The organism is Plantibacter sp. CFBP 8798 (assembly GCF_014841195.1).
GTDB classification, from domain to species: Bacteria; Actinomycetota; Actinomycetes; order Actinomycetales; family Microbacteriaceae; genus Plantibacter; species Plantibacter auratus.
The window spans coordinates 306,190-327,714 of sequence record NZ_JACYTS010000001.1 but is presented as its reverse complement, the minus strand read 5'-3'; the positions used below and the strand labels follow the sequence as shown (position 1 = coordinate 327,714).

Genomic DNA, 21,525 nt, shown 5'->3' with positions numbered 1-21,525 from the left:
GGCGGGACTCAGCCGCGCGCGCGTGGTGGACGAAGCGGCTGAACTCGCCGACGAGGTCGGGCTCGAGGGGCTGACCCTCGCCGCCCTCGCCGAACGGCTCGGCGTCCGGCAGCCCTCGCTCTACAAGCACCTCGACTCGCTCGCCGGACTCCGCCGGAGCATCTCCCTCCAAGCGAAGGGCGAGCTCGGCGACGTCCTGCTGCGCGCCGCCGTCGGCCGTTCGGGCGCGGATGCGATCACGGTGATGGCCGGCGCCTACCGGGAGTGGGCCCTGGAGCACCCGGCACGCTATACGGCCGCGCAGTGGATCGCCGGGCCGGAGGATGAGGAGGACGCGGCGGCATCGCTCGGCGCCATCCAGGTCATCAGCGACGTCCTCACGGCCTACGAGCTCCGCGGCGACGACGCCATCGACGCGATCCGCGCGTTCCGCTCCACCCTGCACGGCTTCGTCTCGCTCGAGGCGGCAGGCTCCTTCGGCCTCGACCGCGACCTCGACCGGAGCTTCGACCGCCTCGTCCGTGGCTTCGTGATCACGCTGACCCGTTGGGCCGAGACCGCTGGGGACGAGTCCTAGCCGACCTGCAACGGGTTCCGCTGCACGACGCGTGCGGGGTAGCGTGCCCTCATGTCATGCCGCATCAGTGAACTCGTCCTGGACTGCCGCGATCCGGAAGCGCTCGCCCGCTTCTGGTGCGAGGTCCTCGACTTCGTCGTGCTCGACCGAGACGAGGACGGGGTGGAGATCGGAGCGCGGGACGGCTTCGGTGGGTCGCAACCGACCATCATCCTCAGCCGCAGCGACGACCCGCCGCAGCCGAAGTCGAAGCTCCACATCGACGTCAGCCCGACCGACGGCGACCAGGACGCCGAACTCGAGCGCCTGTTGGCCCTCGGAGCGCGCCCGACGGACATCGGGCAGACGGGCGATGAGTCGTGGCACGTCCTCGCCGATCCCGAGGGCAACGCCTTCTGCCTCCTGCGCACGCCCGTCAAGCCGGTCTGATCGGCCTCAGTCCCGGGCGATGAGGGCGAACCGTTCGAGGACGACGAGCGTCGCGTCGTCGAGGCGGAAGTCGGCGCCGAGTTCGGCCTGCATCTCCGGAGAGGTCCAGAACCGCTCGTGACCGGCACGCCAGTCGGCGACCGAGGCGTAGCCTTCGCCCTCCGCCAGAGCGTGAGCCAGCGGCACCTCGCCCAGCGGTACCACCTCGACCCCCACCGTCTCGATGACGAGGCGGTGAGCGCCATCGGAATCGACGACGATTCCGCGCTGCCCGACCGCCGGCAACTCCTCGCCTGCCACCTCGTACTCGTGCGCCAGGGAACTCGTCGCGACCTTCTCGCCGGACTCGATCGCCGCCACCAGCCTGTCCCGCAGCGGGCCGGGGAACGCGAACTCGACGATGGGGAGGTGGTCATCCATGCGTCCATCCCAGCATCGATCGACGCGTCGTGCCACTGCGCCACTCCTGTCGGCTTCTCGCGGCGGCGCCTGCTACCTCCTGCGGACGCGAGCGGATGCGGTCTGAGGGCCGGCGGGCATGGTGCCGGTGGGATAATCGGCGCATGTCCTCGACCGCGCGGTACGCCAGGCAGCTCGCCCTCCCCGGGTTCGGACCAGCGGCGCAACAGCGTCTCGCCGATGCGCGGGTGCTGATCGTCGGCGCCGGCGGCCTCGGCAGCATCGTCATCCCGGCGCTTGCCGCTGCCGGTGTCGGTTCCGGTGACGGCGCGATCCACCTGGTGGACGACGACACGGTCGAGCTCAGCAACCTGCATCGGCAGACCGTCCACAGCACCGCGGACGTCGGCCGGTCGAAGGTCGACTCCGCCGCCGACCGCGCCCTCGCCGTCAACACCGATGCGACGATCCTCAGACACCGCCTCCGCCTCGGACCCGGCGAGATCATGGGCCTCCTGGCCGACGCGGAGATCGACCTCGTCATCGACGGCAGCGACAACTTCGAGACCCGTTACCTGGTCGACGACGCCGCGACGCTCGCCGACGTCCCACTCGTCTGGGGTGCGGTCTCGCAGTACGGCGGGCAGGCTGGACTCAGCTGGTCGTCTCGCGGCCCGCGCTACCGCGACCTCTTCCCCCACCCGCCGACGGACGGTTCGGTGCTCTCCTGCGAGGCCGGCGGCGTCCTGCCCACCACGGTCGGGGTCATCGGGTCCATCATGGCCACCGAGGCGATCAAGGTGCTCACCGGGGTCGGGACCCTCTCGCTCGGCCGGGTGACGATGTTCGACGGGCTGAGCGGCGGGTTCCGCGAACTCCGGTACGAGCGCGACCCCGCGGGCGCCCGGCAGGTGTCGCTCGATGAGCATCTGCATCGGACGCCAGGAGGGGACACGGCGAGCGCCGCAGCGGCAGCCCCGCACGAGCCGCGACACGGCGGCCGCACGATCACCGCACCGCAGCTCGCGGCGAGCGACGATGAGGCCGTCCTGCTCGACGTCCGGGAGCCGTGGGAGGCGGAGATCGCCCGGTTGCCCGGTTCGACGCTGATGCCGCTCGGCTCGCTCCCCGAGACGCTCCACGGGCTCGACCCCGAGACACCCGTGGTCGTCTACTGCCACCACGGCATCCGATCCGAGTCCGCGCTTCGCCTGCTCCTCGAGCGCGGCTACTCGGCCGTCCATCTCGAGGGCGGCATCGACGCGTGGTCGCGGCTCGTGGATCCGACCGTCCCCCGCTACTGACCGCGGCTCCGAACACCCCGTGCAGCCCCACCGACCGACCTCGACGACGGGAACCACCATGACGACGCCAGCGCCCACGAGTCGGAAGACCGTCGAGCAACACGCCTCCGACGTCGCAGCCCTCCTCGACGACGTGACCGACACCGGCGCCGAGCACGTGCCGATCGACGAGGCCGCAGCTCGGGTGACGGCGGTGGCAGTGCCGTCACCGGTCGACCTGCCGCTGTTCCGCAACTCGCAGATGGACGGCTTCGCGGTTCGGGCGGCAGACCTCACGGGCGATGAGACGCGACTGCGGGTGGTGGGCGAGATCGCCGCGCGCCCGATCGACCCCGCGCCGCTCGAGGCGGGGACCTCGGTGCGCATCATGACGGGCGCGGTCGTTCCGCCGGGTGCGGACGTCGTCGTGCCGGTCGAGGAGAGCGAGGTCGAGACGGATCCGGACGGTGTCGAGACCGTCCTCCTCGGTCCTGCGCGCGGCGGTGGCGAGCGCCCGGTGGGGCTGTTCGTCCGGGAACGCGGGAGCGACGTCCGCGCCGGCGAGGAGCTGCTGCCGGCCGGCGTGCGCCTCGCTTCACGACACCTCGCCGTGTTGGCTGCGGCCGGGATCACGACCGTCGAGGTGCGTCGGCGGGTGCGGGTCGCGATCGTCACGACCGGTGCCGAACTCGTCGAACCCGGCGAGACGCCGACGCTCGGCCAGACCTTCGACTCCAACGGGACCGCGCTGGCGGCCGCCGTCGTCGCAGCCGGGGCCGAGGTCAACGCCCGTGCGCGCGTCGTCGACGATGCCGACGTCCTGCTCGCCCTGCTCGAGGACCTCCACGGCGAGGTCGATCTCATCCTCACCTCCGGCGGGATCTCCATGGGTGAGCACGAGGTCGTCCGTGACGTCCTCGGTCCGCTGGGTGGCTGGATCGGTTCGGTCGCGATGCAGCCCGGCGGACCACAGGCGCTCGGGGCCCACCGGGGCGTCCCGATCATCGCGTTCCCCGGCAACCCGGTGAGCACCCAGCTCTCGTTCGAGGTCTTCGTCGCTCCGGTCCTCCGCCGGGTCGCGGGGCTGCCGCAAGCGTCGCGCGTGCCGGCCGAACTCGCGGTCGCCGTGCGTTCGGTGTCCGGCAAGCGCCAGTTCCTCCGCGGACGCCGACGAGACGACGGCCGGGTCGAACCGGTCGCCGGCCCCGGCTCGCACCTGGTCGCCGGGCTCGCGGCCTCCGACGTGCTGATCGTGATCCCGGAGGACACGCTCGAGCTCGACGCCGGTGACGCTGTGGAAGCATGGGCACTATGACCGGGCTCACACACCTCGACGACGACGGCCGCGCACGCATGGTCGACGTCGGCGACAAGGCCACGACGAAGCGGGTCGCGACGGCGACCGCGACCTTCACCACCCGACCAGACGTGATCGCGCTCGTCCAAGCGGACGGCCTGCCGAAAGCGGACGTCATCGCGACCGCTCGCATCGCAGGGATCGCGGGGGCCAAGCGGACGAGCGAGCTCATCCCGCTGTGCCACCAGCTCGCGCTGTCGTCCGTGAGCCTCGACTTCGCCTTCACCGAGGACTCCATCGTCATCACCGCGACGGCGAAGACCACCGGCCAGACCGGGGTCGAGATGGAGGCCCTGACGGCCGCGTCGATCGCCGGCCTGACCCTGCACGACATGGTCAAGGCCGTCGACCCGGCCTCGGTCCTCGGCGACATCCGGCTGCTGGAGAAATCCGGCGGCAAGCGCGGGAACTGGACGCCGGAAGCGGTGGAGCCGATCGAAGCACCTGTGGCGCGAACGGTCCGTCCGCGAACCGCGGCCGTCATCGTCGCGTCGACCGCCGGCGCGGCCGGCACACGCGAGGACCTCACGGGGCCGCGCATCTCCGCCTGGTTGTCCGAGCACGACTACGCGGTGGATGCGGTGACGGTCGTGTCCGACGCGGATGTGCACCTCGCGATCACGGCAGCCCTGGACGCCGCGCCCGCGGTGCTCATCACGACGGGCGGCACCGGCCTCTCGCCGAGCGACCGCACTCCGGAGGCGACGCAGCCCCACCTCGACCGCGAGCTGCCCGGCATCGCGGAGGCGATCCGCACCCTCGGGTCGACCAAGACGCCGACCGCGGCGCTCAGTCGCGGGCTCGCCGGGGTGTCCGCCGGCACCGTCGTCGTGAACCTGCCCGGCTCGACCGGTGGCGTGAAGGACGGACTCGCGGTCCTCGACGGCCTGCTCGACCACCTCGTCGCCCAGATCGCCGGAGGTGGCGCGCATGAGTGAGTCGACGGTTCCCGAGGTCCTCGCCCTCATCTCTGAGTCGCCCCTCGACGCGCATGCGATCGAGGACTTCGTCGCGGCGCCCGCCAACGGCGCCCTCGTCGCCTTCCGAGGCATCGTGCGCGACCACGACCACGGCGAGGCGGTCGACGCCCTCGACTACCGGGCCCATCCCGACGCCCAGCGATTCCTCGAGGACTGCTGCCGGACGGTCGCCGCGGAGACCGGCCTCCGAGTGGCGGCAGCGCATCGCGTCGGGTCGCTCGTCGTCGGCGACCTGGCCCTCGTGGCCGCCGTCGCCGCCGCGCACCGGGCCGAGGCGTTCGCCGCCTGCGAGCGTCTGGTGGAGGAGATCAAGCGGACCGTCCCCATCTGGAAGCGCCAGCACCTGGCCGACGGCGAGACGGAATGGGTCGGCCTGTAGCGGCTCGTCCTCGATTCGCCCCGAGTGGTCGCACGCATGAAGCATGGGCGGCCATTCGGGGCGAATCGAGCTGTCAGCGTGGCAGCACGTCGTAGGTGATGCGCACGAGCCCGTCCTCGGGCGTCGCGTGGGTGCCGCGGAGCCGCAGGCGGACGTCGGCGTCGAGGTCGCCGAACAGGCGGGCGCCCGAGCCGATGAGCACCGGCGCGACCGACACGGTGATCTCGTCGACGAGGCCAGCACCGAGGAACGCCTGGATGGTCCTGCCGCCGTCGATGTAGACGCGGCCGGCCCCGGCCTCGTCGAGCAGGGCGGCCGCTTCGTCGACCGACCCGGCGACCGTGATGCGGTCGTCCCCTGCCTCGAGCGTGGTGCTCAGCACGACGACCCGCTTGCCCTCGAACGGCCACTCGCCGAAGCCGAGGACGGTGTCGTAGGTGGTGCGTCCCATCACGAGGGTGTCGATCGTCGGGAAGAACGAATCCCAGTCGAGCGCCGGGTGCCTCCCCGGCGCATCCGCGGCATGCCCCCGCGGCTCGAGCTCCGTGAGCCAGCCGAGGTCGCCGTCGGGCTTTGCGATGTAACCGTCGAGGCTCACGCCGATGAAGACACAGCCGTGCCAGGAACGTTCACGAGTCATGAGGACGATCCTGCCGTCCACCACCGACATCGCGCATCGGGCGGGGCACGTCAACCGGTCGCCCACCGGACCGCGGCGACGTAGGGTGATCTGATGCCCGAACACGCCCCCGAAGCATCTGACCCGTTCGTCCGCGTCCGGGGAGCCAACGAGAACAACCTCCGCAACGTGGACGTCGACGTGCCGCGCGATGCGATCGTCGCCTTCACCGGGGTCTCCGGCTCGGGCAAGTCGTCGCTCGCGTTCGGCACCATCTTCACCGAGGCGCAGCGACGGTACCTCGAGTCCGTCGCACCGTACGCCAGGCGGCTGATCCAGCAGGGTCATGACCCGCACGTCGACTCGATCTCCGGTCTGCCACCGGCGGTCGCCCTGCAGCAGCGTCGCGGCGCCCCCAGCTCGCGCTCCAGCGTCGGCACGGTGACGACCCTCTCGAACTCACTCCGCATGCTCTTCTCGCGCGCCGGCACCTTCCCCGAGGGGTTCACGACCCGGCTCGACTCGGACGCCTTCTCCCCCAACACCGCTGTCGGTGCCTGCCCGGAGTGCCACGGCATCGGCGTCGCGCACACGGTCACCGAGGACTCTCTCGTGCCCGACCCGTCGCTGAGCATTCGCGAGGGCGCGATCGCCGCGTGGCCGGGCGCCTGGCAGGCGAAGAACCTCCGCGACATCACCATCGCACTCGGATACGACGTCGACCGACCCTGGCGGGAGCTCGACCAGGAGGACCGCGACTGGATCCTCTTCACCGAGGAGCAGCCGGTCGTGCAGATCACGCCGCAACGCGACCGCGTCGCGAAGCCGTACAACGGCATGTTCTGGAGCGCCAAGCATTACGTCTTCCACACCCTCTCCGACTCCAAGAGCCAGATGATGCGGAACAAAGTGCTGCAGTTCGTGCGCTCGGGTCCGTGCCCGCTCTGCCACGGCACGGGACTCCGCCGCGAGGCGCTCGCGGTCACCTTCGCCGGCCGCACGATCGCCGAGCTCAACGCCCTGCCGATGACGGAGCTCGCCGAGGTCATCCGCCCCACCACGGAGCTGACCGACGCGGCGCCCGCGCTCCCGACCACGCTGTCCGGCGAGCGCACCGACGTCGCCGTCGCCATCACGACCGACCTCCTCGCGCGCATCCGCGTGCTCACCGACCTCGGACTCGGCTACCTCGGACTCGGGCGCGTGACGACCACGCTCTCCCCAGGCGAGATGCAGCGGCTCCGGCTCGCGACCCAGCTGCGCTCCGGGCTCTTCGGCGTGGTCTACGTCCTTGACGAACCGTCAGCGGGTCTGCACCCGGCCGACGCTGAGCCCCTCCTCGAGGTGCTGGAGCAGCTGAAGCGCTCGGGCAACTCGGTCTATGTCGTCGAGCACAACATGGACGTCGTCCGGAACGCGGACTGGATCGTCGACGTCGGCCCCGGTGCGGGCGAGGGTGGCGGCGACGTGCTCTACAGCGGGGCCGTCGAGGGTCTCGCCGATGTCGAGGCCTCGGCGACCCGCCCGTTCCTCTTCCCCGAACAGCACGGTCCGGCTCCCGAGCGACGAGCACTCCGTGAGGCGCGCGACTGGCTCGAGGTGGAGGGCATCACGCTCCACAACCTCGCCGGCGTCGACGCCTCGATCCCCCTCGGGACCTTCGTCGCCGTCACCGGTGTCTCGGGTTCCGGCAAGTCGACCCTCGTGAGCCGCGTCCTCCGCGACGTCGTGCGCGACCACCTGCGCGCAGACGGTCGGGGTGCGGACGACGTCGCAGACGACGACGACGAGGTGCCCGCCGAGACCGATGCGGCCGAGGGTTCCGGCCTGGCGGAGGCGACTGTGCCGGACGGACACGCCGACACGCTCACCGTCCGCCGGGCGCGCGGGCTCGAGCACGTCGACCGCCTCGTGCGGGTCGACCAGAAGCCCATCGGTCGAACGCCACGGTCCAACCTGGCCACCTACACCGGCCTCTTCGACGCCGTCCGCGCGGCCTTCGCCGCCACGGACCTCGCCCGCGAGCGCGGGTACACGGCCGGCCGCTTCTCGTTCAACGTCGCGGGAGGTCGGTGCGAGACCTGCCTCGGCGAAGGCTTCGTGTCGGTCGAACTGCTGTTCCTCCCCGGCAGCTACGGGAAGTGCCCGACCTGTGACGGCGCTCGGTACAACGCCGAGACCCTCGAAGTCACCTACGACGGGAAGTCGATCGCAGACGTCCTCGCACTCACCGTCGAGCAGGCGGCCGAGTTCCTCGCGGCCGTCCCGGCGGCGGCACGGAGCCTCCGCACCCTGCTCGAGGTCGGCCTGGGGTACCTGCGGCTCGGCCAGCCGGCCACCGAGCTGTCGGGCGGTGAGGCGCAGCGCATTAAGCTCGCGACGGAACTCCAGCGGGTGCGACGCGGTCACACCCTCTACCTCCTCGACGAGCCGACGACCGGCCTCCACCCGGCGGACGTCCGTCGTCTGCTGGCGCAGCTGAACGCGCTCGTCGACTCCGGCGACACCGTCGTCGTGGTCGAGCACGAGATGGACGTCGTCGCGGCGGCCGACTGGGTGATCGACCTCGGACCGTCCGGCGGCGACGCTGGTGGGCGCATCGTGTCCGCGGGCACCCCGGACACCGTCGCCGCAGACCCCGACAGCCGCACCGCGCCCTACCTGGCGAAGCGACTGGCGTTGCTCGGTGCCGCACCGTCACCGGAGGAGGCGTCGGCGGGGTGACGTCCCACCGACCCGGAGCGCCTAGCGTGGAGTCCATGCAGACGACCGATGCACGCCGTGACCTCCGCGCTCAGCGCATCGCCGTCGTCGTCTGGGCGGTCGCCGCGACGTCGATGCTGGTGCTGGCTCCCATCGAGGAACTCATCTGGGCGCCGCTCGCGATGACGGACGACTCCTACGGCCTCGAGGCGATCTACGGGGTGTTCGCGCCCACCACCCTGACCGTCGGCCTCGTCGGTGTCGCGATCGCGTTCCTGCTCGGCCTCACAGCCATTCTGGTGTTCACCCACTTCGGATGGCGCGGCCGGCTCGGCACACACTGGGTCCACGTCGCGACACTCGGATCCATGCTCGTGTGGCTCGGTCTCCTGGCCATGTTCGTCGCCGGCTTCGGCGTCGGGAACACCGTGTCCGACGAGATCCCGCCGTACGTCGGCCGGTCGTCATCGGTCGGCGAACTGCTCCAGATGCTCGCGCTCGTGGCGTTCCTGGCGACCGTCGTCGGAGCGATCTGCTCGCTCATCCTGATGTTCCGGTCGGCCGGGGTGGCCCGTCGCGCCTGGCAGGCTTCGCGATGAGCCCCTATCCGACACCTGACGTGTAAGGTCACGGAGTATGACGCAGCCCGAATCCGCGTTCCTCTCCGTGACCTACGTGAGCACCTCCGCTGCGCCGCTGACCCAGACCGCCCTCGAAGCGATCCTCCGGCAGTCCCGCGACAACAACGGACGCTCCGGCCTCACCGGCATGCTCGCCGTGCGCGGCGACGACTTCTTCCAGGTGATCGAAGGGCCTCCTACGGCCGTGCGCCACGTGCTGCAGCGGTTGCGCGAGGACACCCGACACAGCGAGCTGCGGGTCCTGGTCGAAGAGGAGATCGACTACCGGCGGTTCCCGGACTGGACCATGCGCTGCGAGAACCTCGACGACTACCCGGCTGATTCGATCCCCGGCTACCGCGCGTCGCACGAGGACGAATCGGATGCACGGCGCCATCGCATCCTGGACCTCCTGCGATGGTTCCAACACCGCGCGACCCGCGCCCTCGCCGAGCGTCGTCGCTCAGCGACGTCCCCGTCCTAGCCGCCGGCGAAGGGTGGGAGGACGTCGACCCGGGCGCCGAGCGGACGGGTGTCGTCGCGACTGACGACGCCGTCGACGAGGAAGGAACCGGACGCGAGGACCTTCGCCATCGCGTCGCCGTAGCGCTCGAGCAGCACCGACTTCAGCTCGCCGACCGTCGCGACCGCCGGCAAGGACTCCTCGGGGACGCCGGCGGCCTCCTCGGCAGCGGCGAAGTAGCGCACGAGCACCTGCAGCGTCGTCGTCTCAGCCACCGATCGCTCCCATGCTCCGCTCCGGACGGACGAAGTCGGGCGACGCGATGCGGTGCCCGGCCTGCTTGTGCCACATCGCCGCGCGCCAGCGGTCCGCGATCTCGACGTCCTCGACGCCCGAACGCAACATGCCCCGAAGGTCGGTCTCGTCGTCGCCGAAGAGGCAGGAGCGGATCGTCCCCTCGGCGGTGAGCCGCGTGCGGTCGCAGTCGTCGCAGAACGAGCGCGTGACCGAGGCGATGATGCCGACCGTGGCCGGGCCGCCGTCGACGAGCCACTCCTCGGCGGGAGCGGAGGGGTCCTCGCGATGCGGGGCAGTGAGCGTGAAGCGGGAGCCGAGGACGTCGAGCAACTCGGCCGCGTCGACCATGTTCTCCCGCACCCACGCCTCGTCGGCGTCGAGCGGCATCTGCTCGATGAAGCGGAGACGGCACCCGTTCTCGATCGCCCAGGAGAGCAGGGCGACCGCGCCGTCGAGCGTGTCGCGCATGAGGACGGCGTTGATCTTGAGCGGCGTCAGCCCGGCGCGCTTGGCCGCCTCGATGCCGGCCAGGACGGCGGGGAGGCGGTCGCGGCGCGTGAGTCGCGCGAAGTGGTCGCGGTCGACGGTGTCGAGGGAGATGTTCACGCGGGTGAGCCCGGCGGCCACGAGCTCGTCGACGCGCTTGTCGAGTCCGATGCCGTTCGTCGTCATGGAGATCGAGGCGTCGCCGGCGACCGCGGAGCTGCGGGCGATGATCTCCGCGAGGTCGGGGCGCATGAGCGGCTCGCCACCCGTGAAGCGGATGTCGTGCACCCCGAGGTCGCGGACGGCGATCTCGACGAGGCGACCGATCTCGGTGGGCGTCAGCAGGTCGTCGCGGGCGATCGCGGGGAGACCCTGCTCGGGCATGCAGTACGTGCAGCGCAGCGAGCACTTCTCCGTGATCGACACCCGGAGGTCGCGGGCGACCCTACCGAAGCGGTCGATGAGGCCGTCGACGTCGGGGCGCCCGGCAGCGTCCGGGATGTGCCTGAGCGGCGACCCGATGCGTGGGATTCCGAGCCCGACTGTGGTCATCCCCCCAGGGTACGGGGATGGACGGCCGACTTGCCCCTCTAGAGCCGCTTCGGGGAGGAATGCCCAGCGGGCGCGCGTAGCATGACGGACATGGAGCCCCGCCGCCGCACCCTGCTCGCCGGTGCGTCCGGCGTCGTCGCAGCCGTCGCCACCCTCGGCTCGGCCGAGGCCGTCGCAGTGTTCGTCGCCCCCGCGAGCTCGCCACTGCTCGCCGTGGGTTCCCTCGTGATCGACCTCGTGCCCGGCTGGGTGAAGGACCTCGTCATCGCCCTGTTCGGCACCAACGACAAGCTCGTGCTGCTCATCGTGCTCGGCGTCCTGGTCGCGGCCCTCGCCGTCGGGATCGGGATCCTCGAGGAGCGTCGCCCGGTGGTCGGCAGCATCGCGCTCGCGCTCGTCGGTGTCGTCGCGGTCGTCGCGGCGATCACCCGCGCGGACGCGGGTCTCGACTGGGCGTTCCCGAGCGTCGTTGGTACCGCGGTCGGCATCCTCGTCCTGCGACTGCTCGTCACCCGGCTCCGCACCTGGGACGACGCGACGGTCGCGGATGAAGCCCGGCCGGTCGTCGGCGCCTCCCGGGCCGAACTCCCCCGGCGCTCCTTCCTCGTCCTGCTCGGCGGCACCGCGGTCGGCGCACTCGTCGTCGGCGTCGGCGCGCGCGTCGCCTCGACCGGAGCGGTCGCCGTGGAGACCATCCGGAAGGCGCTCAAGCTCCCGACGGCCGCCGTCGCCGCACCGCCGGTCCCCGCCGGAGCCGAACTCGGTATCGACGGACTCACCCCGGTCGTGTCGGCGAACGACTCCTTCTACCGGATCGACACCGCCCTCCAGGTGCCGAACATCGACCCCTCGACCTGGAGCCTCAAGATCACCGGCATGGTCGAGCAGGAGGTCGAGATCGGGTTCGAGGAACTCCTCGCCCTCCCGCTCCAGGAGTCGATCATCACGCTGACCTGCGTATCGAACCCCGTCGGCGGCGACCTCATCGGCAACGCGCTCTGGCTCGGGTACCCGATCCGCGAGTTGCTCGCCCGCGCGAAGCCCAAGGCCGGAGCCGACATGGTCCTGTCGCGGAGCATCGACGGGTTCACCGCCGGCACTCCGCTCGAGGTCCTGCAGGACGAGGATCGCGACAGCCTCCTCGCCGTCGGGATGAACGGGCAACCGCTCCCGCTGCAGCACGGCTTCCCGGTGCGCATGGTCGTCCCGGGCCTGTACGGCTACGTCTCCGCCACGAAGTGGGTCGTCGAGCTGGAGGTGACCCGCTACGCGGACGCCCGGGCCTACTGGACCGACCGCGGCTGGTCCGAGCGCGGGCCCATCAAGACGGAGTCGCGCATCGACGTACCCCGCAACGGTGGACGTGTCGCGGCGGGGAACGTCGCGATCGCCGGCGTCGCCTGGGCGCAGCACACGGGCGTGAACCGGGTCCAGGTCCGGATCGACGACGGCGACTGGCTCGACACGACGCTCGCGACCGCCATCTCCGACGACACCTGGGTGCAGTGGGTCCTCCAGTGGGACGCCCCGGCCGGCGACCACACCATCGCCGTTCGCGCGACCGACGCCGCGGGCAAGACGCAGAGCGAGACCCCCGTCGACGTCGTCCCCGACGGCGCGGAGGGCTGGCACACCATCTCCGTCGGCGTCGACTGACCCGAGATCATCACGATTCCGAACCGGGACACCACCGTGTCACCGGTGCGGAGTATCGTCACTCGGGCACGTCCCTCACGCTCCCGTCCGGCTGCGCCGCCGACCGGAGCACTGGTCTCGCGCCAGGCCCGCTCCACCTCGTCACCCGTCCGCGCGATGCCCCGCGCCGGACACGAACCGTCTAAGGACCTCACGTGGCCCTCCTCGCCCTCGCCCTCCGACACGCCAAGCCGTACGCGGCCTGGGTGGTCGCGGTGTTCGTGCTGCAGCTCGTCTCGACGATCGCGGCCCTCTACCTCCCCAGCCTGAACGCCCAGATCATCGACCAGGGTGTCTCCCGGGGCGACACGGACTTCATCTGGTCCACCGGCATGACGATGCTGCTCGTCTGCCTCGTCCAGGTGGCCGCAGCCATCGGCGGGGTCTACTTCGGCGCCCGCACCGCCATGGCCATCGGCCGCGACCTGCGCCGGGAGTTCTACCGGAAGGTCGACTCGCTCGGCGCCCTCGAGATCGGCGGCTTCGGCAGCGCGACGCTCATCACGCGCGGCACGAACGACGTCCAGCAGGTCCAGATGCTGATCCTCATGACCCTCAACTTCATGGTGTCCGCACCGATCATGTGCGTCGGCGGCATCATCATGGCCCTCCGTGAGGACGCGGGGCTGTCCTGGCTGGTGTGGGTGTCCGTGCCGGTGCTCTTCATCATCGTCGGGTTCCTGGTCTACCTGCTCATGCCGCTGTTCCGGCAGATGCAGGACCGCATCGACGGCATCAACAGCGTGCTGCGCGAGCAGATCATCGGCATCCGCGTCGTACGCGCCTTCGTCCGCGAGCCGTTCGAGTCGGAGCGCTACAACCGTGCGAACGAGGCGCTCACCCGGGTGTCGATCAAGGTCGGCAACATCTTCGTCCTCATGTTCCCCGTCATCATGATGGTCCTGCACCTCGCGACCGCCGCCGTCCTCTGGTTCGGCGGTCAGCGGGTGGACGCCGGACAGATGCAGGTCGGTTCCCTCACCGCGTTCCTCCAGTACCTGCTCCAGATCCTCACCTCGGTGATGATGGGCGTCTTCATGGTCATGATGATCCCTCGCGCGGTCGTGTGCGCCGAACGCATCCAGAGCGTCCTCGACACCGAGCCGAGCCTCACGGTGCCGACCAGCACCGACATCCGCGTGCCGTCGGTCGGTCGCGTCGAGTTCACCGGCGTCACCTTCGGATACCCCGGTGCGGAGCGACCGGTCCTGTCGGACGTGACGTTCACGGCGGAGCCCGGCAAGACCACCGCGATCGTCGGCTCGACCGGCTCCGGCAAGACGACGCTCCTCTCGCTCATCCCGCGCCTCTACGACCCGCAGCAGGGCCACGTCACCATCGACGGCGTCCCCGTCTCGCAGCTCACCCGGCAGCAGATCGCCGGGGTCGTCGGGATCGTGCCGCAGAAGCCATACCTGTTCTCGGGCACGATCGCCTCGAACCTCCGGTTCGGACGTCCCGACGCCACCGACGACGAGCTGTGGAGCGCCCTCGACGTCGCGCAGGCTGAGGACTTCGTCCGCGCGAAGCCGAAGATGCTGCACGACGGCGTCGCCCAGGGTGGCACGAACGTGTCCGGCGGCCAGCGTCAGCGCCTGTGCATCGCCAGGGCCCTCGTCGCGAAGCCCCTGGTCTACCTCTTCGACGACTCGTTCTCGGCCCTCGACGTCGCCACCGACGCCCGACTCCGGGCAGCCCTCGGCGACAGCACCGCCGACGCGACCGTCATCATCGTCGCGCAGCGCATCGCGACGATCCGCGAGGCCGACCACATCATCGTCATGAACGACGGCGGCATCGTCGGCCGCGGCACCCACGACGAACTCCTGGAATCCAACGAGACGTATCGCGAGATCGTCCAATCGCAGCTCGCTGTGGAAGGGGTGGCGTGACCATGGCCCGTTCACCACGTGACAAGCGTCCCTCGCGCACCTCGAAGGACACCGCCCAGGCTCCCGAGCTGAACGCGATCGAGGCAGACGTCCTCGAGCCGGAGTTCACCCCGGGAGAGTCCGACGGCGACATGTTCGGCGGCACGCCCTCGAAGAAGGCCGAGCAGTTCTGGCCGTCCGCCAAGCGGCTCGTCGGTCTGCTCGCACCCGAGAAGGTGAAGATGAGCCTCGTCGTCGGGCTCGTCGTGCTCTCCGTCGTCCTCACGGTCATCGCCCCGAAGATCCTCGGGCTCGCGATGGACGCGATCTTCAACGGCGTCATCGGCTCGCAACTCCCGGCGGGCGTCCCGCTCGACCGGATCGTCGACGAAGCACGGGCCTCCGGCAACGACCAGTACGCCGACATGCTCGTGAAGTCCGACATCACGCCCGGCCAGGGCATCGACTTCACCCTGCTCGGCCGCCTCATCATCATCGTGCTCGCCATGTACATCGTCGCGTCGATCCTCAACTGGGCGCAGGGCTACATCCTCAACGGACTCGTCATGCGCGTGGTCTACAACCTGCGCCAGGACATCGAACGGAAGCTCAACCGCCTCCCGCTCAGCTACTTCGACACCCGCCAGCGCGGCGACCTCATGTCCCGGGTCACAAACGACGTCGACAACATCCAGACCGCCCTCCAGCAGGCGTTCTCACAACTCGTGCAGTCCGCCCTCACGGTGCTCGGCATCACGGCGATGATGTTCATCGTATCGTGGCAGCTCGCACTCATCGCGCTGATCGCGTTGCCGCTGTCCGCGCTGATCGCCGGGGTCATCGGCTCCCGCTCGCAGAAGCTCTTCACCGCGCAGTGGAAGAACACCGGCTCGCTCAACGGGCACATCGAGGAGTCGTTCTCTGGCCTCGAGCTGGTGCGGGTCTTCGGTCGCGACAAGGAGATGCTCGCCGAGTTCGACGAGCGGAACGAGAAGCTCTACACGGCGGCGTTCGGCGCGCAGTTCGTGTCCGGCATGATCATGCCGGCGATGACCTTCGTCTCCTATCTGTCCTACGTGCTCATCGCCGTCGTGGGCGGCCTCCGGGTCGCCTCCGGGCAGATGACCCTCGGCGACGCGACCGCGTTCATCCAGTACTCGCGTGAGTTCTCGCAGCCGCTCAGCCAGATCGCCGGCATGGCGAACCAGCTGCAGTCGGGCGTCGCGTCCGCCGAGCGCACCTTCGAGCTGCTCGACGCCGAGGAGCAGGACCAGGAGACGGCGACGGCGCACCTGCCCGAGCACACCGACGGCCACGTCGAGTTCGACGGCGTCTCCTTCAGCTACGACCCCGAGAAGCCACTCATCGAGGACCTCTCCTTCTCCGCGCAGCCGGGTCAGACCGTCGCGATCGTCGGCCCGACCGGGGCCGGGAAGACGACCCTCGTGAATCTCGTCATGCGGTTCTACGAGCTCACCGGCGGACGCATCCTCCTCGACGGGGTCGACGTCACGGCGCTGACGCGTGCCGAGCTGCGGTCGCAGGTCGGGATGGTGCTGCAGGACGCCTGGTTGTTCGAGGGGACGATCCGCGAGAACATCCGATACGGCCGACTCGACGCGAGCGATGCGGAGGTCATCGAGGCCGCTGAGGCGACGATGGTCGACCGCTTCGTGCGGCAGCTGCCCGACGGGTACGACACCGTCCTCGACGCGGACGGCGGCAGCGTCTCGGCCGGTGAGCGCCAGCTCATCACGATCGCCCGCGCGTTCATCGCGAAGCCGAAGCTCCTCATCCTCGACGAGGCGACGTCCTCCGTCGACACGCGGACCGAGCTGCTGGTGCAGCACGCGATGGCGGCGCTGCGGTCCGACCGCACCTCGTTCGTCATCGCCCACCGCTTGTCGACCATCCGCGACGCGGACACGATCCTCGTGATGGAGAACGGCCGGATCGTGGAGCAGGGCTCGCACGCGCAGCTCCTCGAGGTCGACGGCGCGTACGCCGAGCTCTACCGCACGCAGTTCCGCGGTGGCGAGGAGCAGTCGGCGATCGACGAGGCAGCCGTCGCCAGCGGGTCCGATACGGCGCACGCACCGCGCAGCTGATCCGATACCGACGCCACGACGGGCGGGCGCTCGATTCCCGAGCGCCCGCCCGTCGGTTCAACTGAGAATGGTCGACCGCCAGGTGCCCTGATCGTTCACCCACAGTCGTCCGTTCCCGACGAGGATGTCGCCGGAGCGGCCGCCGTACGGCCGCGCGAGCCCCATGTGCCGCGTGGAGAGGTAGCTCGTGTTCGGCTGCGCGTTCGCGTGCGCCGTGTTGCTCGACTCCCAGCGGTTGCCCTGCACCACCGAATGCCCGGTCGTGCCGAAGGTGTCGAGGCCGTACTCGCACTCGCGCGCGGTGTTGCCGATGATCGTCGCACCACCGGTGCAGTTGCTCACGGCGACCGCGACGCGGATGCGGTCGATGCGGTTCCCCATGACCACGATCGAGCCGGCACCCTGGTGGAGCACCCCGAACCCGTTGGAAGTCGCCGCCCCGGTGATGGAGTTGTCGGAGACCACCGCATCCTCGGCGAGGTACGACACGACACCGCCCACCGAGCCGGATGCGAGCGTGACGGCGACCCGGTTGCCTGAGACGACGGGTTGTCTGGTCCGATCGAGCGCGATCCCGATCGGACAGGTACCGTCGGCGATGCGGACCACGTTGTCGGTGATGAGCGCGTCGACGGCGCCGATGACGGTGGTCGAACCGCGGGGCGGTGTCGCCGCCTGGGCCATGATGCCCGCGGCCGCGACGCCGCGGATCTCAATGACGTTCCCGGAGACCACGGTTCCCTGCGCGTCGCGGTAGATCATGACCGGGCAGCGCTTCGGCCCCCAGGCCGACCCCTGGTCGTCGTCGGCCGTCCGCGTCCAGCGCACCGTGTTCGCGACCAGGGCGACCGATCGGGTGTCGATGACGGCGAGTCCCCACCAGGTCGCGTCGGACACGGTGTTGCCGGTCACGACGGTGTGGGCCATGCCCTCCACGGCGATGGATCGGCGGAACGGGCCGGTGACGACGTTGCCCTCGATCGTGACCATCGAATCGGCCCAGGACCCGGGATCGACCGCGTAGTCGGGCAGGTTCTCGGCATGGATGCCGACCCGTGCGTCGGTGCCGGGGGCAGCCGCGACGATGTTGCCGATGACCGCCGAACGCGCACCCCAGACGGTGATGCCGTCGCCGCGGTCCTCGCCCGCGGACGAGGCGGAGCCTCGCCCTCCGCCCGAGCCGACGACGTTCAGGACATGGCACGCGGAGATGACGACGCCCTCGAACTCGCCTGACGGTTGCACGGCGATGCCGTTCTGGAACCCGTCGACGGTGACGCCGTCGATCAGGACGTCGCTCGCCCAGATGCTGATCCCGGTGTTGCGCTCACCCGTGCTCGATGCCGGCGGGCCCGCGTAGCTGACCCGGACACCGGTCACCGAGCTGCCCGACACGATGAGTTTCAGCGCCGGCGCCGCCTCGACCCCTCCGACGAACTTGAGCTCGCCGCGTCCGCGGAGATGGACGCGACGGTCGATCCTGATCGTCGCGTCCACGGCGATGACGTCGCCGCCGCGGACGATCACGGTGCTGCCGGCCGGGACGGCCGCGAACCAGGCGAGGACCGCGGTGGTGCTGACGGAGGCACCGGTCGGATCGATCCCGGGACCCTCGAGCACGAGTCCGACGGGCGGGGCGGCCTGGGTGTCCGCGCTCCCGCTCGGTGCCGATGGTGCGGGGTCGGGGTCGGGTGGTGACGACGGGGCCTCGTGGTCGGGTTCGGGATCGGGATCGAGGGCCGTCGGTTCAGGTTCCGGGATCGGTTCGGGTTCCGCTCCGGTCCCCCGCCCCCGAGCTGTTCCGTCGCGCCATGATGTCTTGTCCACAGTCCACACAGTACAGAAGCATGAGGCGCAGAAGCATCCTAGAGTTGGAGTCCGGCGTGATCACCGCCGTCCGATCACTCAGGAGCACCATGCCGTCACCGGAGAACCGCGCGACCGGGCCGGGCCGCCGACCGGCACCCCGCGTCGACCACACCGCCTTCGCCGGAGCCCGCGCCATCGCCGCCTGGTGGGTGGTGTTCTCGCACTCCGCGGACTGGCTGTTCTCCGTCCTCCCCGAGCTCTCGTGGCTCGCGCCGATGGCCCACACCGGACTCGCCGTGGACGTCTTCTTCGTCCTGAGCGGGTACACGATCGCCCGGGCCTACCTGGATCGACGCTGGACCTGGCCCGCTTACGGTCGCTTCCTCCGGAACCGCGTGGCGCGCCTCTACCCGGCACACGTGGCCGTGCTCCTCGCCTTCGCACTGCTCTGCGTCGGCGGGGCGATGGTCGGTGTCCCAACGGACGACGGGGCGTTCCCGCCCATCGGTCTCCTCGCCGAATTCACCCTCACCCGCGCGTGGTTCGGCGACGCACTGTGGTGGAACCCGCCCGCATGGTCACTGTCGGCCCAGTTCCTCGCGTTCATCCTGTTCCCGGCGATCGCCCTCGCCTTCCGCGGCCGGGTGCGCGGCCCGGTCCCGGTGGTCACCCTGTCGATCGTGCTCGTCAGCGCTACGACGATCGCCGCCGCCCTCGCCCCGTCGGCCATGAACGGTATGGCGACCCCGGCCGTCCGTGTGCTGTGCTGTTTCGCGCTCGGCATCTGTCTGGCGGAGTGGACGGCGGCCCTCCCGGTCACCCGGCGAGCGGCGTGGGTCGCTGCCGGAGGTGCCGCCGGCCTCGTGGTGGCGGCGATCACACTCGAACCGGGAGCACCACGAGCCTGGGCCGCGATCACCTTCGCGGGGATCATCGTCGGAGGCCTGGCGGTCGCGAGTCCGCGCTCCACCGCGTGGCTGCGCAGCCGCCCCGCGCGCTTCCTCGGGCAGCTCTCCTTCTCCACGTACCTCGTGCACGTCTTCGTGCTCATCCTGCTGACGAAGGCGATCACACCCGCCGCCGTCGGCGAGCTGCCGCTCCTCCTCCGGGCCCCGATCGTCCTGGCCTGGTCCGGCTCGATCCTCGCCGCGTCCTGGCTGCTCCACACCCTCGTGGAGGTGCCGTGGCATCGAAGACTCGCCGCACCGCGCACGAGCCGGGCCGTCCACGCCGACGGATCGGCGACCGGCTCTTAGGCGTTCGTGCCCGACAGCGGACCCCGCGCCGACCGAACGCCCTGCGCGATGCGCTCGGGGAGCCGCAACGCGGCGCTGACGAAGGCGAGCACCGCCACGGCGAGCGACACCCAGAGCACGGACCAGGCGGCATCAGTGGGCGGGCCCAGCAGCAGCGACGCCGCCGCGTCTCCGACGCCGCCGGGGATCGCGACCGACACCGCGAACACGAGGGCGAGCCGGGCAGCGCCGAGCAGGATGAGCGTCAGGCCCGCCGCGAGCAGGACGCCGATCGCGGCTCCGGCCACGGTCCGGCTCAGGTTGCGGCGCCCCAGCCAGAGCAGGATCACCCCGAGTGCGAGGAGCCCGATCGCGAGCCAGGGCGACCAACCCGCCGCCGTCTCGATCACCTGGATTCCACTGAGTACCGGCGCGACCTGCGATGCCGGGACGACGTCGACCACGCGGTCGACCTCCGGGATGGCGGCCGCGAATCCGAACCCCGCGTCGACCAGCCACGTGCGGGTCGCGGAGACGATCGGACCCAACTGCACGCCCAGGCCCTGCTCGGCCGAGACGTCGATGACCGCTCCCTGGGAACCGGAGACGCCCGCGACGAGCTGCTCATGCGTGACGCGGAGGGCTTCGGTCCAGGCGGTCGCGAACGCGGGCGAGGCCGCGAACTCGGCGACGTTCCGGCGCAGGACCTCGCGCAGCGCATCCGCGGTGTCGCCACCGATCGCGCCGAGCACCTCCGAGATCGCCGGCGGGAGCGAGAGGGTCGCCGCGAGGTCGGCCGGTACTGCAGCCGCCGCATCGAGGTCGACCTGACTCTCCAGCGCGGCGAGCGCCTGGTCCCCCACGAAGGCTTGGACTGCGGGGTCTGCAGCCAACGGGGCGAGGGTGTCGACGAACGCGTCGGTGTCGCGGAGCATCGTGTCCGCCCAGGTGCTGACGAGGGCGACCGGGATCAACAGGGCACCGATCACGATCGCGACCGTGCCGAAGAAGCCCCATGCGCCCGCTCCACGTCGGACCGGCTGCTCGACGGCCTCCGCTCGGAGCGCGTCGAAGGTAACGAAGTCGTTGCGGGCGTCGGACGACGGGTGATCGGTCACGCGCCCGAGTCTACGAGTCGGCGCCGTCCGGGCGTCTGGATCCGCGAGACCGCGCGATCGCTTCGACCGCCGCCACCGTGGACACGGTCACCCGTTCCGGCAACACCTCGAGCGGGAACCACCGGAGGCCGCCATGCTTCTCCGGCTCTCGGAGTTCAGGCTCGCCGACGGTGTCCTCCGCGAGGTACACCGGCGAGATCCAGTGCTGCTGCAGCGCCTCCTCGAAGTGGTCGACGACGCACAACAGCTCGATCGAGCCGAGCTCGAGCCCGGTCTCCTCCAGGGCCTCGCGACGGACGGCGTGCTCGAGGCGTTCCATCCAGTCGACCTTCCCGCCGGGGATGCCCCAGGATCCGGCCTCGGGCTCGCGCAGGCGCTCGAGTAGGAGGATCCGACCCTCGCGGACGATCGCGACGCCGCACCCGGAGCGCGGCTGCGACACGGGCTCTTCAGCGGGCGGAAGCGCGGTTGACGACACGTGCTCACGCTACTCGACGCCGCACCGACTCGGCCGTGAACGATCACGGTACGCTTGCTCCCGGCAC

20 protein-coding genes are annotated in these 21,525 nt (G+C 70.7%); 13 read left to right on the top strand and 7 right to left on the bottom strand.

Features of this window, described 5'->3' with window-relative positions; genetic code table 11:
* The first annotated feature begins 22 nt into the window (after nucleotides 1-22).
* Together IFU30_RS20800 and IFU30_RS01550 are read left to right on the top strand one after the other, a co-directional pair.
* Nucleotides 23-577: a WHG domain-containing protein gene (locus IFU30_RS20800; protein ID WP_197977355.1), complete on the top strand. Its 555-nt coding sequence runs from the start codon at nucleotides 23-25 to the stop codon at nucleotides 575-577.
* A gap of 51 nt (nucleotides 578-628) precedes the next feature.
* On the top strand, nucleotides 629-1,006 hold the full coding sequence (locus IFU30_RS01550; protein WP_071261898.1) for a VOC family protein: 378 nt from the start codon (nucleotides 629-631) through the stop codon (nucleotides 1,004-1,006).
* Between the two features lie 6 nt (nucleotides 1,007-1,012).
* Here IFU30_RS01550 and IFU30_RS01545 read toward each other — a convergent pair whose 3' ends face one another.
* Nucleotides 1,013-1,426, bottom strand: coding sequence for an ASCH domain-containing protein (locus IFU30_RS01545; RefSeq protein ID WP_192004073.1), 414 nt, complete (start codon nucleotides 1,424-1,426; stop codon nucleotides 1,013-1,015).
* 143 nt (nucleotides 1,427-1,569) lie between these two features.
* Here IFU30_RS01545 and IFU30_RS01540 point away from each other — a divergent pair, with 143 nt between their 5' ends.
* From IFU30_RS01540 to IFU30_RS01525, 4 genes are read left to right on the top strand one after another with little or no spacing between them, the layout of a single operon-like run.
* Nucleotides 1,570-2,709: a ThiF family adenylyltransferase gene (locus IFU30_RS01540; RefSeq protein WP_192004072.1), complete on the top strand. Its 1,140-nt coding sequence runs from the start codon at nucleotides 1,570-1,572 to the stop codon at nucleotides 2,707-2,709.
* Between the two features lie 58 nt (nucleotides 2,710-2,767).
* Complete coding sequence (locus IFU30_RS01535) at nucleotides 2,768-4,003, top strand: molybdopterin molybdotransferase MoeA (RefSeq protein ID WP_192004071.1); 1,236 nt, start codon at nucleotides 2,768-2,770, stop codon at nucleotides 4,001-4,003.
* Nucleotides 4,000-4,983, top strand: coding sequence for a bifunctional molybdenum cofactor biosynthesis protein MoaC/MoaB (gene moaCB, locus IFU30_RS01530; RefSeq protein ID WP_192004070.1), 984 nt, complete (start codon nucleotides 4,000-4,002; stop codon nucleotides 4,981-4,983). The genes IFU30_RS01535 and moaCB overlap by 4 nt, the downstream gene beginning before the upstream one ends.
* Nucleotides 4,976-5,404, top strand: coding sequence for a molybdenum cofactor biosynthesis protein MoaE (locus tag IFU30_RS01525; RefSeq protein ID WP_056011786.1), 429 nt, complete (start codon nucleotides 4,976-4,978; stop codon nucleotides 5,402-5,404). The genes moaCB and IFU30_RS01525 overlap by 8 nt, the downstream gene beginning before the upstream one ends.
* Before the next feature lie 73 nt (nucleotides 5,405-5,477).
* Here the strand turns inward: IFU30_RS01525 and IFU30_RS01520 are convergent, their stop codons facing one another.
* Nucleotides 5,478-6,044: a dihydrofolate reductase family protein gene (locus tag IFU30_RS01520; RefSeq protein ID WP_192004069.1), complete on the bottom strand. Its 567-nt coding sequence runs from the start codon at nucleotides 6,042-6,044 to the stop codon at nucleotides 5,478-5,480.
* A gap of 93 nt (nucleotides 6,045-6,137) precedes the next feature.
* Here IFU30_RS01520 and IFU30_RS01515 point away from each other — a divergent pair, with 93 nt between their 5' ends.
* From IFU30_RS01515 to IFU30_RS01505, 3 genes are read left to right on the top strand one after another with little or no spacing between them, the layout of a single operon-like run.
* Complete coding sequence (locus IFU30_RS01515) at nucleotides 6,138-8,747, top strand: excinuclease ABC subunit UvrA (protein WP_192004068.1); 2,610 nt, start codon at nucleotides 6,138-6,140, stop codon at nucleotides 8,745-8,747.
* Nucleotides 8,748-8,782: 35 nt separating this feature from the next.
* On the top strand, nucleotides 8,783-9,325 hold the full coding sequence (locus IFU30_RS01510; RefSeq protein ID WP_137242844.1) for a hypothetical protein: 543 nt from the start codon (nucleotides 8,783-8,785) through the stop codon (nucleotides 9,323-9,325).
* A gap of 37 nt (nucleotides 9,326-9,362) precedes the next feature.
* Nucleotides 9,363-9,830, top strand: coding sequence for a BLUF domain-containing protein (locus tag IFU30_RS01505; protein WP_159876694.1), 468 nt, complete (start codon nucleotides 9,363-9,365; stop codon nucleotides 9,828-9,830).
* On the opposite strand, the gene IFU30_RS01500 is transcribed toward IFU30_RS01505, so the two are convergent.
* Together IFU30_RS01500 and moaA are read right to left on the bottom strand one after the other, a co-directional pair.
* Complete coding sequence (locus IFU30_RS01500) at nucleotides 9,827-10,084, bottom strand: MoaD/ThiS family protein (RefSeq protein ID WP_079704425.1); 258 nt, start codon at nucleotides 10,082-10,084, stop codon at nucleotides 9,827-9,829. The two genes, IFU30_RS01505 and IFU30_RS01500, sit on opposite strands and share 4 nt — an antisense overlap.
* Nucleotides 10,077-11,144, bottom strand: coding sequence for a GTP 3',8-cyclase MoaA (moaA, locus tag IFU30_RS01495; protein WP_064293946.1), 1,068 nt, complete (start codon nucleotides 11,142-11,144; stop codon nucleotides 10,077-10,079). Before moaA ends, IFU30_RS01500 begins: the two co-directional genes overlap by 8 nt.
* 90 nt (nucleotides 11,145-11,234) lie before the next feature.
* Here moaA and IFU30_RS01490 point away from each other — a divergent pair, with 90 nt between their 5' ends.
* The 3 genes from IFU30_RS01490 to IFU30_RS01480 all read left to right on the top strand — a co-directional run bounded on the left by IFU30_RS01490 (nucleotide 11,235) and on the right by IFU30_RS01480 (nucleotide 16,818).
* A complete protein-coding gene (locus tag IFU30_RS01490; RefSeq protein ID WP_192004067.1) occupies nucleotides 11,235-12,800 on the top strand; it encodes a molybdopterin-dependent oxidoreductase in 1,566 nt (521 codons plus the stop codon).
* 194 nt (nucleotides 12,801-12,994) lie between these two features.
* Nucleotides 12,995-14,731: an ABC transporter transmembrane domain-containing protein gene (locus tag IFU30_RS01485; RefSeq protein WP_192004066.1), complete on the top strand. Its 1,737-nt coding sequence runs from the start codon at nucleotides 12,995-12,997 to the stop codon at nucleotides 14,729-14,731.
* 2 nt (nucleotides 14,732-14,733) lie between these two features.
* Nucleotides 14,734-16,818, top strand: a complete 2,085-nt coding sequence (locus IFU30_RS01480; RefSeq protein ID WP_192004065.1) for an ABC transporter ATP-binding protein — start codon at nucleotides 14,734-14,736, stop codon at nucleotides 16,816-16,818.
* Nucleotides 16,819-16,875: 57 nt separating this feature from the next.
* Here the strand turns inward: IFU30_RS01480 and IFU30_RS20795 are convergent, their stop codons facing one another.
* The gene (locus IFU30_RS20795; RefSeq protein WP_192004064.1) at nucleotides 16,876-18,645 is read right to left on the bottom strand and encodes a NosD domain-containing protein; all 1,770 of its coding nucleotides are present in this window, start codon (nucleotides 18,643-18,645) and stop codon (nucleotides 16,876-16,878) included.
* Between the two features lie 89 nt (nucleotides 18,646-18,734).
* Between IFU30_RS20795 and IFU30_RS01470 the strand changes: the two genes are divergently transcribed.
* The gene (locus IFU30_RS01470) at nucleotides 18,735-19,883 is read left to right on the top strand and encodes an acyltransferase family protein (RefSeq protein ID WP_206757114.1); all 1,149 of its coding nucleotides are present in this window, start codon (nucleotides 18,735-18,737) and stop codon (nucleotides 19,881-19,883) included.
* Here IFU30_RS01470 and IFU30_RS01465 read toward each other — a convergent pair.
* Both IFU30_RS01465 and IFU30_RS01460 read right to left on the bottom strand, forming a co-directional pair.
* Nucleotides 19,880-20,980: a hypothetical protein gene (locus IFU30_RS01465; RefSeq protein WP_192004062.1), complete on the bottom strand. Its 1,101-nt coding sequence runs from the start codon at nucleotides 20,978-20,980 to the stop codon at nucleotides 19,880-19,882. The two genes, IFU30_RS01470 and IFU30_RS01465, sit on opposite strands and share 4 nt — an antisense overlap.
* A 10-nt stretch (nucleotides 20,981-20,990) precedes the next feature.
* Nucleotides 20,991-21,458 carry an NUDIX domain-containing protein gene (locus IFU30_RS01460; RefSeq protein ID WP_197977354.1) on the bottom strand — a complete coding sequence of 156 codons (468 nt, stop codon included), beginning with the start codon at nucleotides 21,456-21,458 and terminating at the stop codon, nucleotides 20,991-20,993.
* Nucleotides 21,459-21,525: the final 67 nt, after the last annotated feature.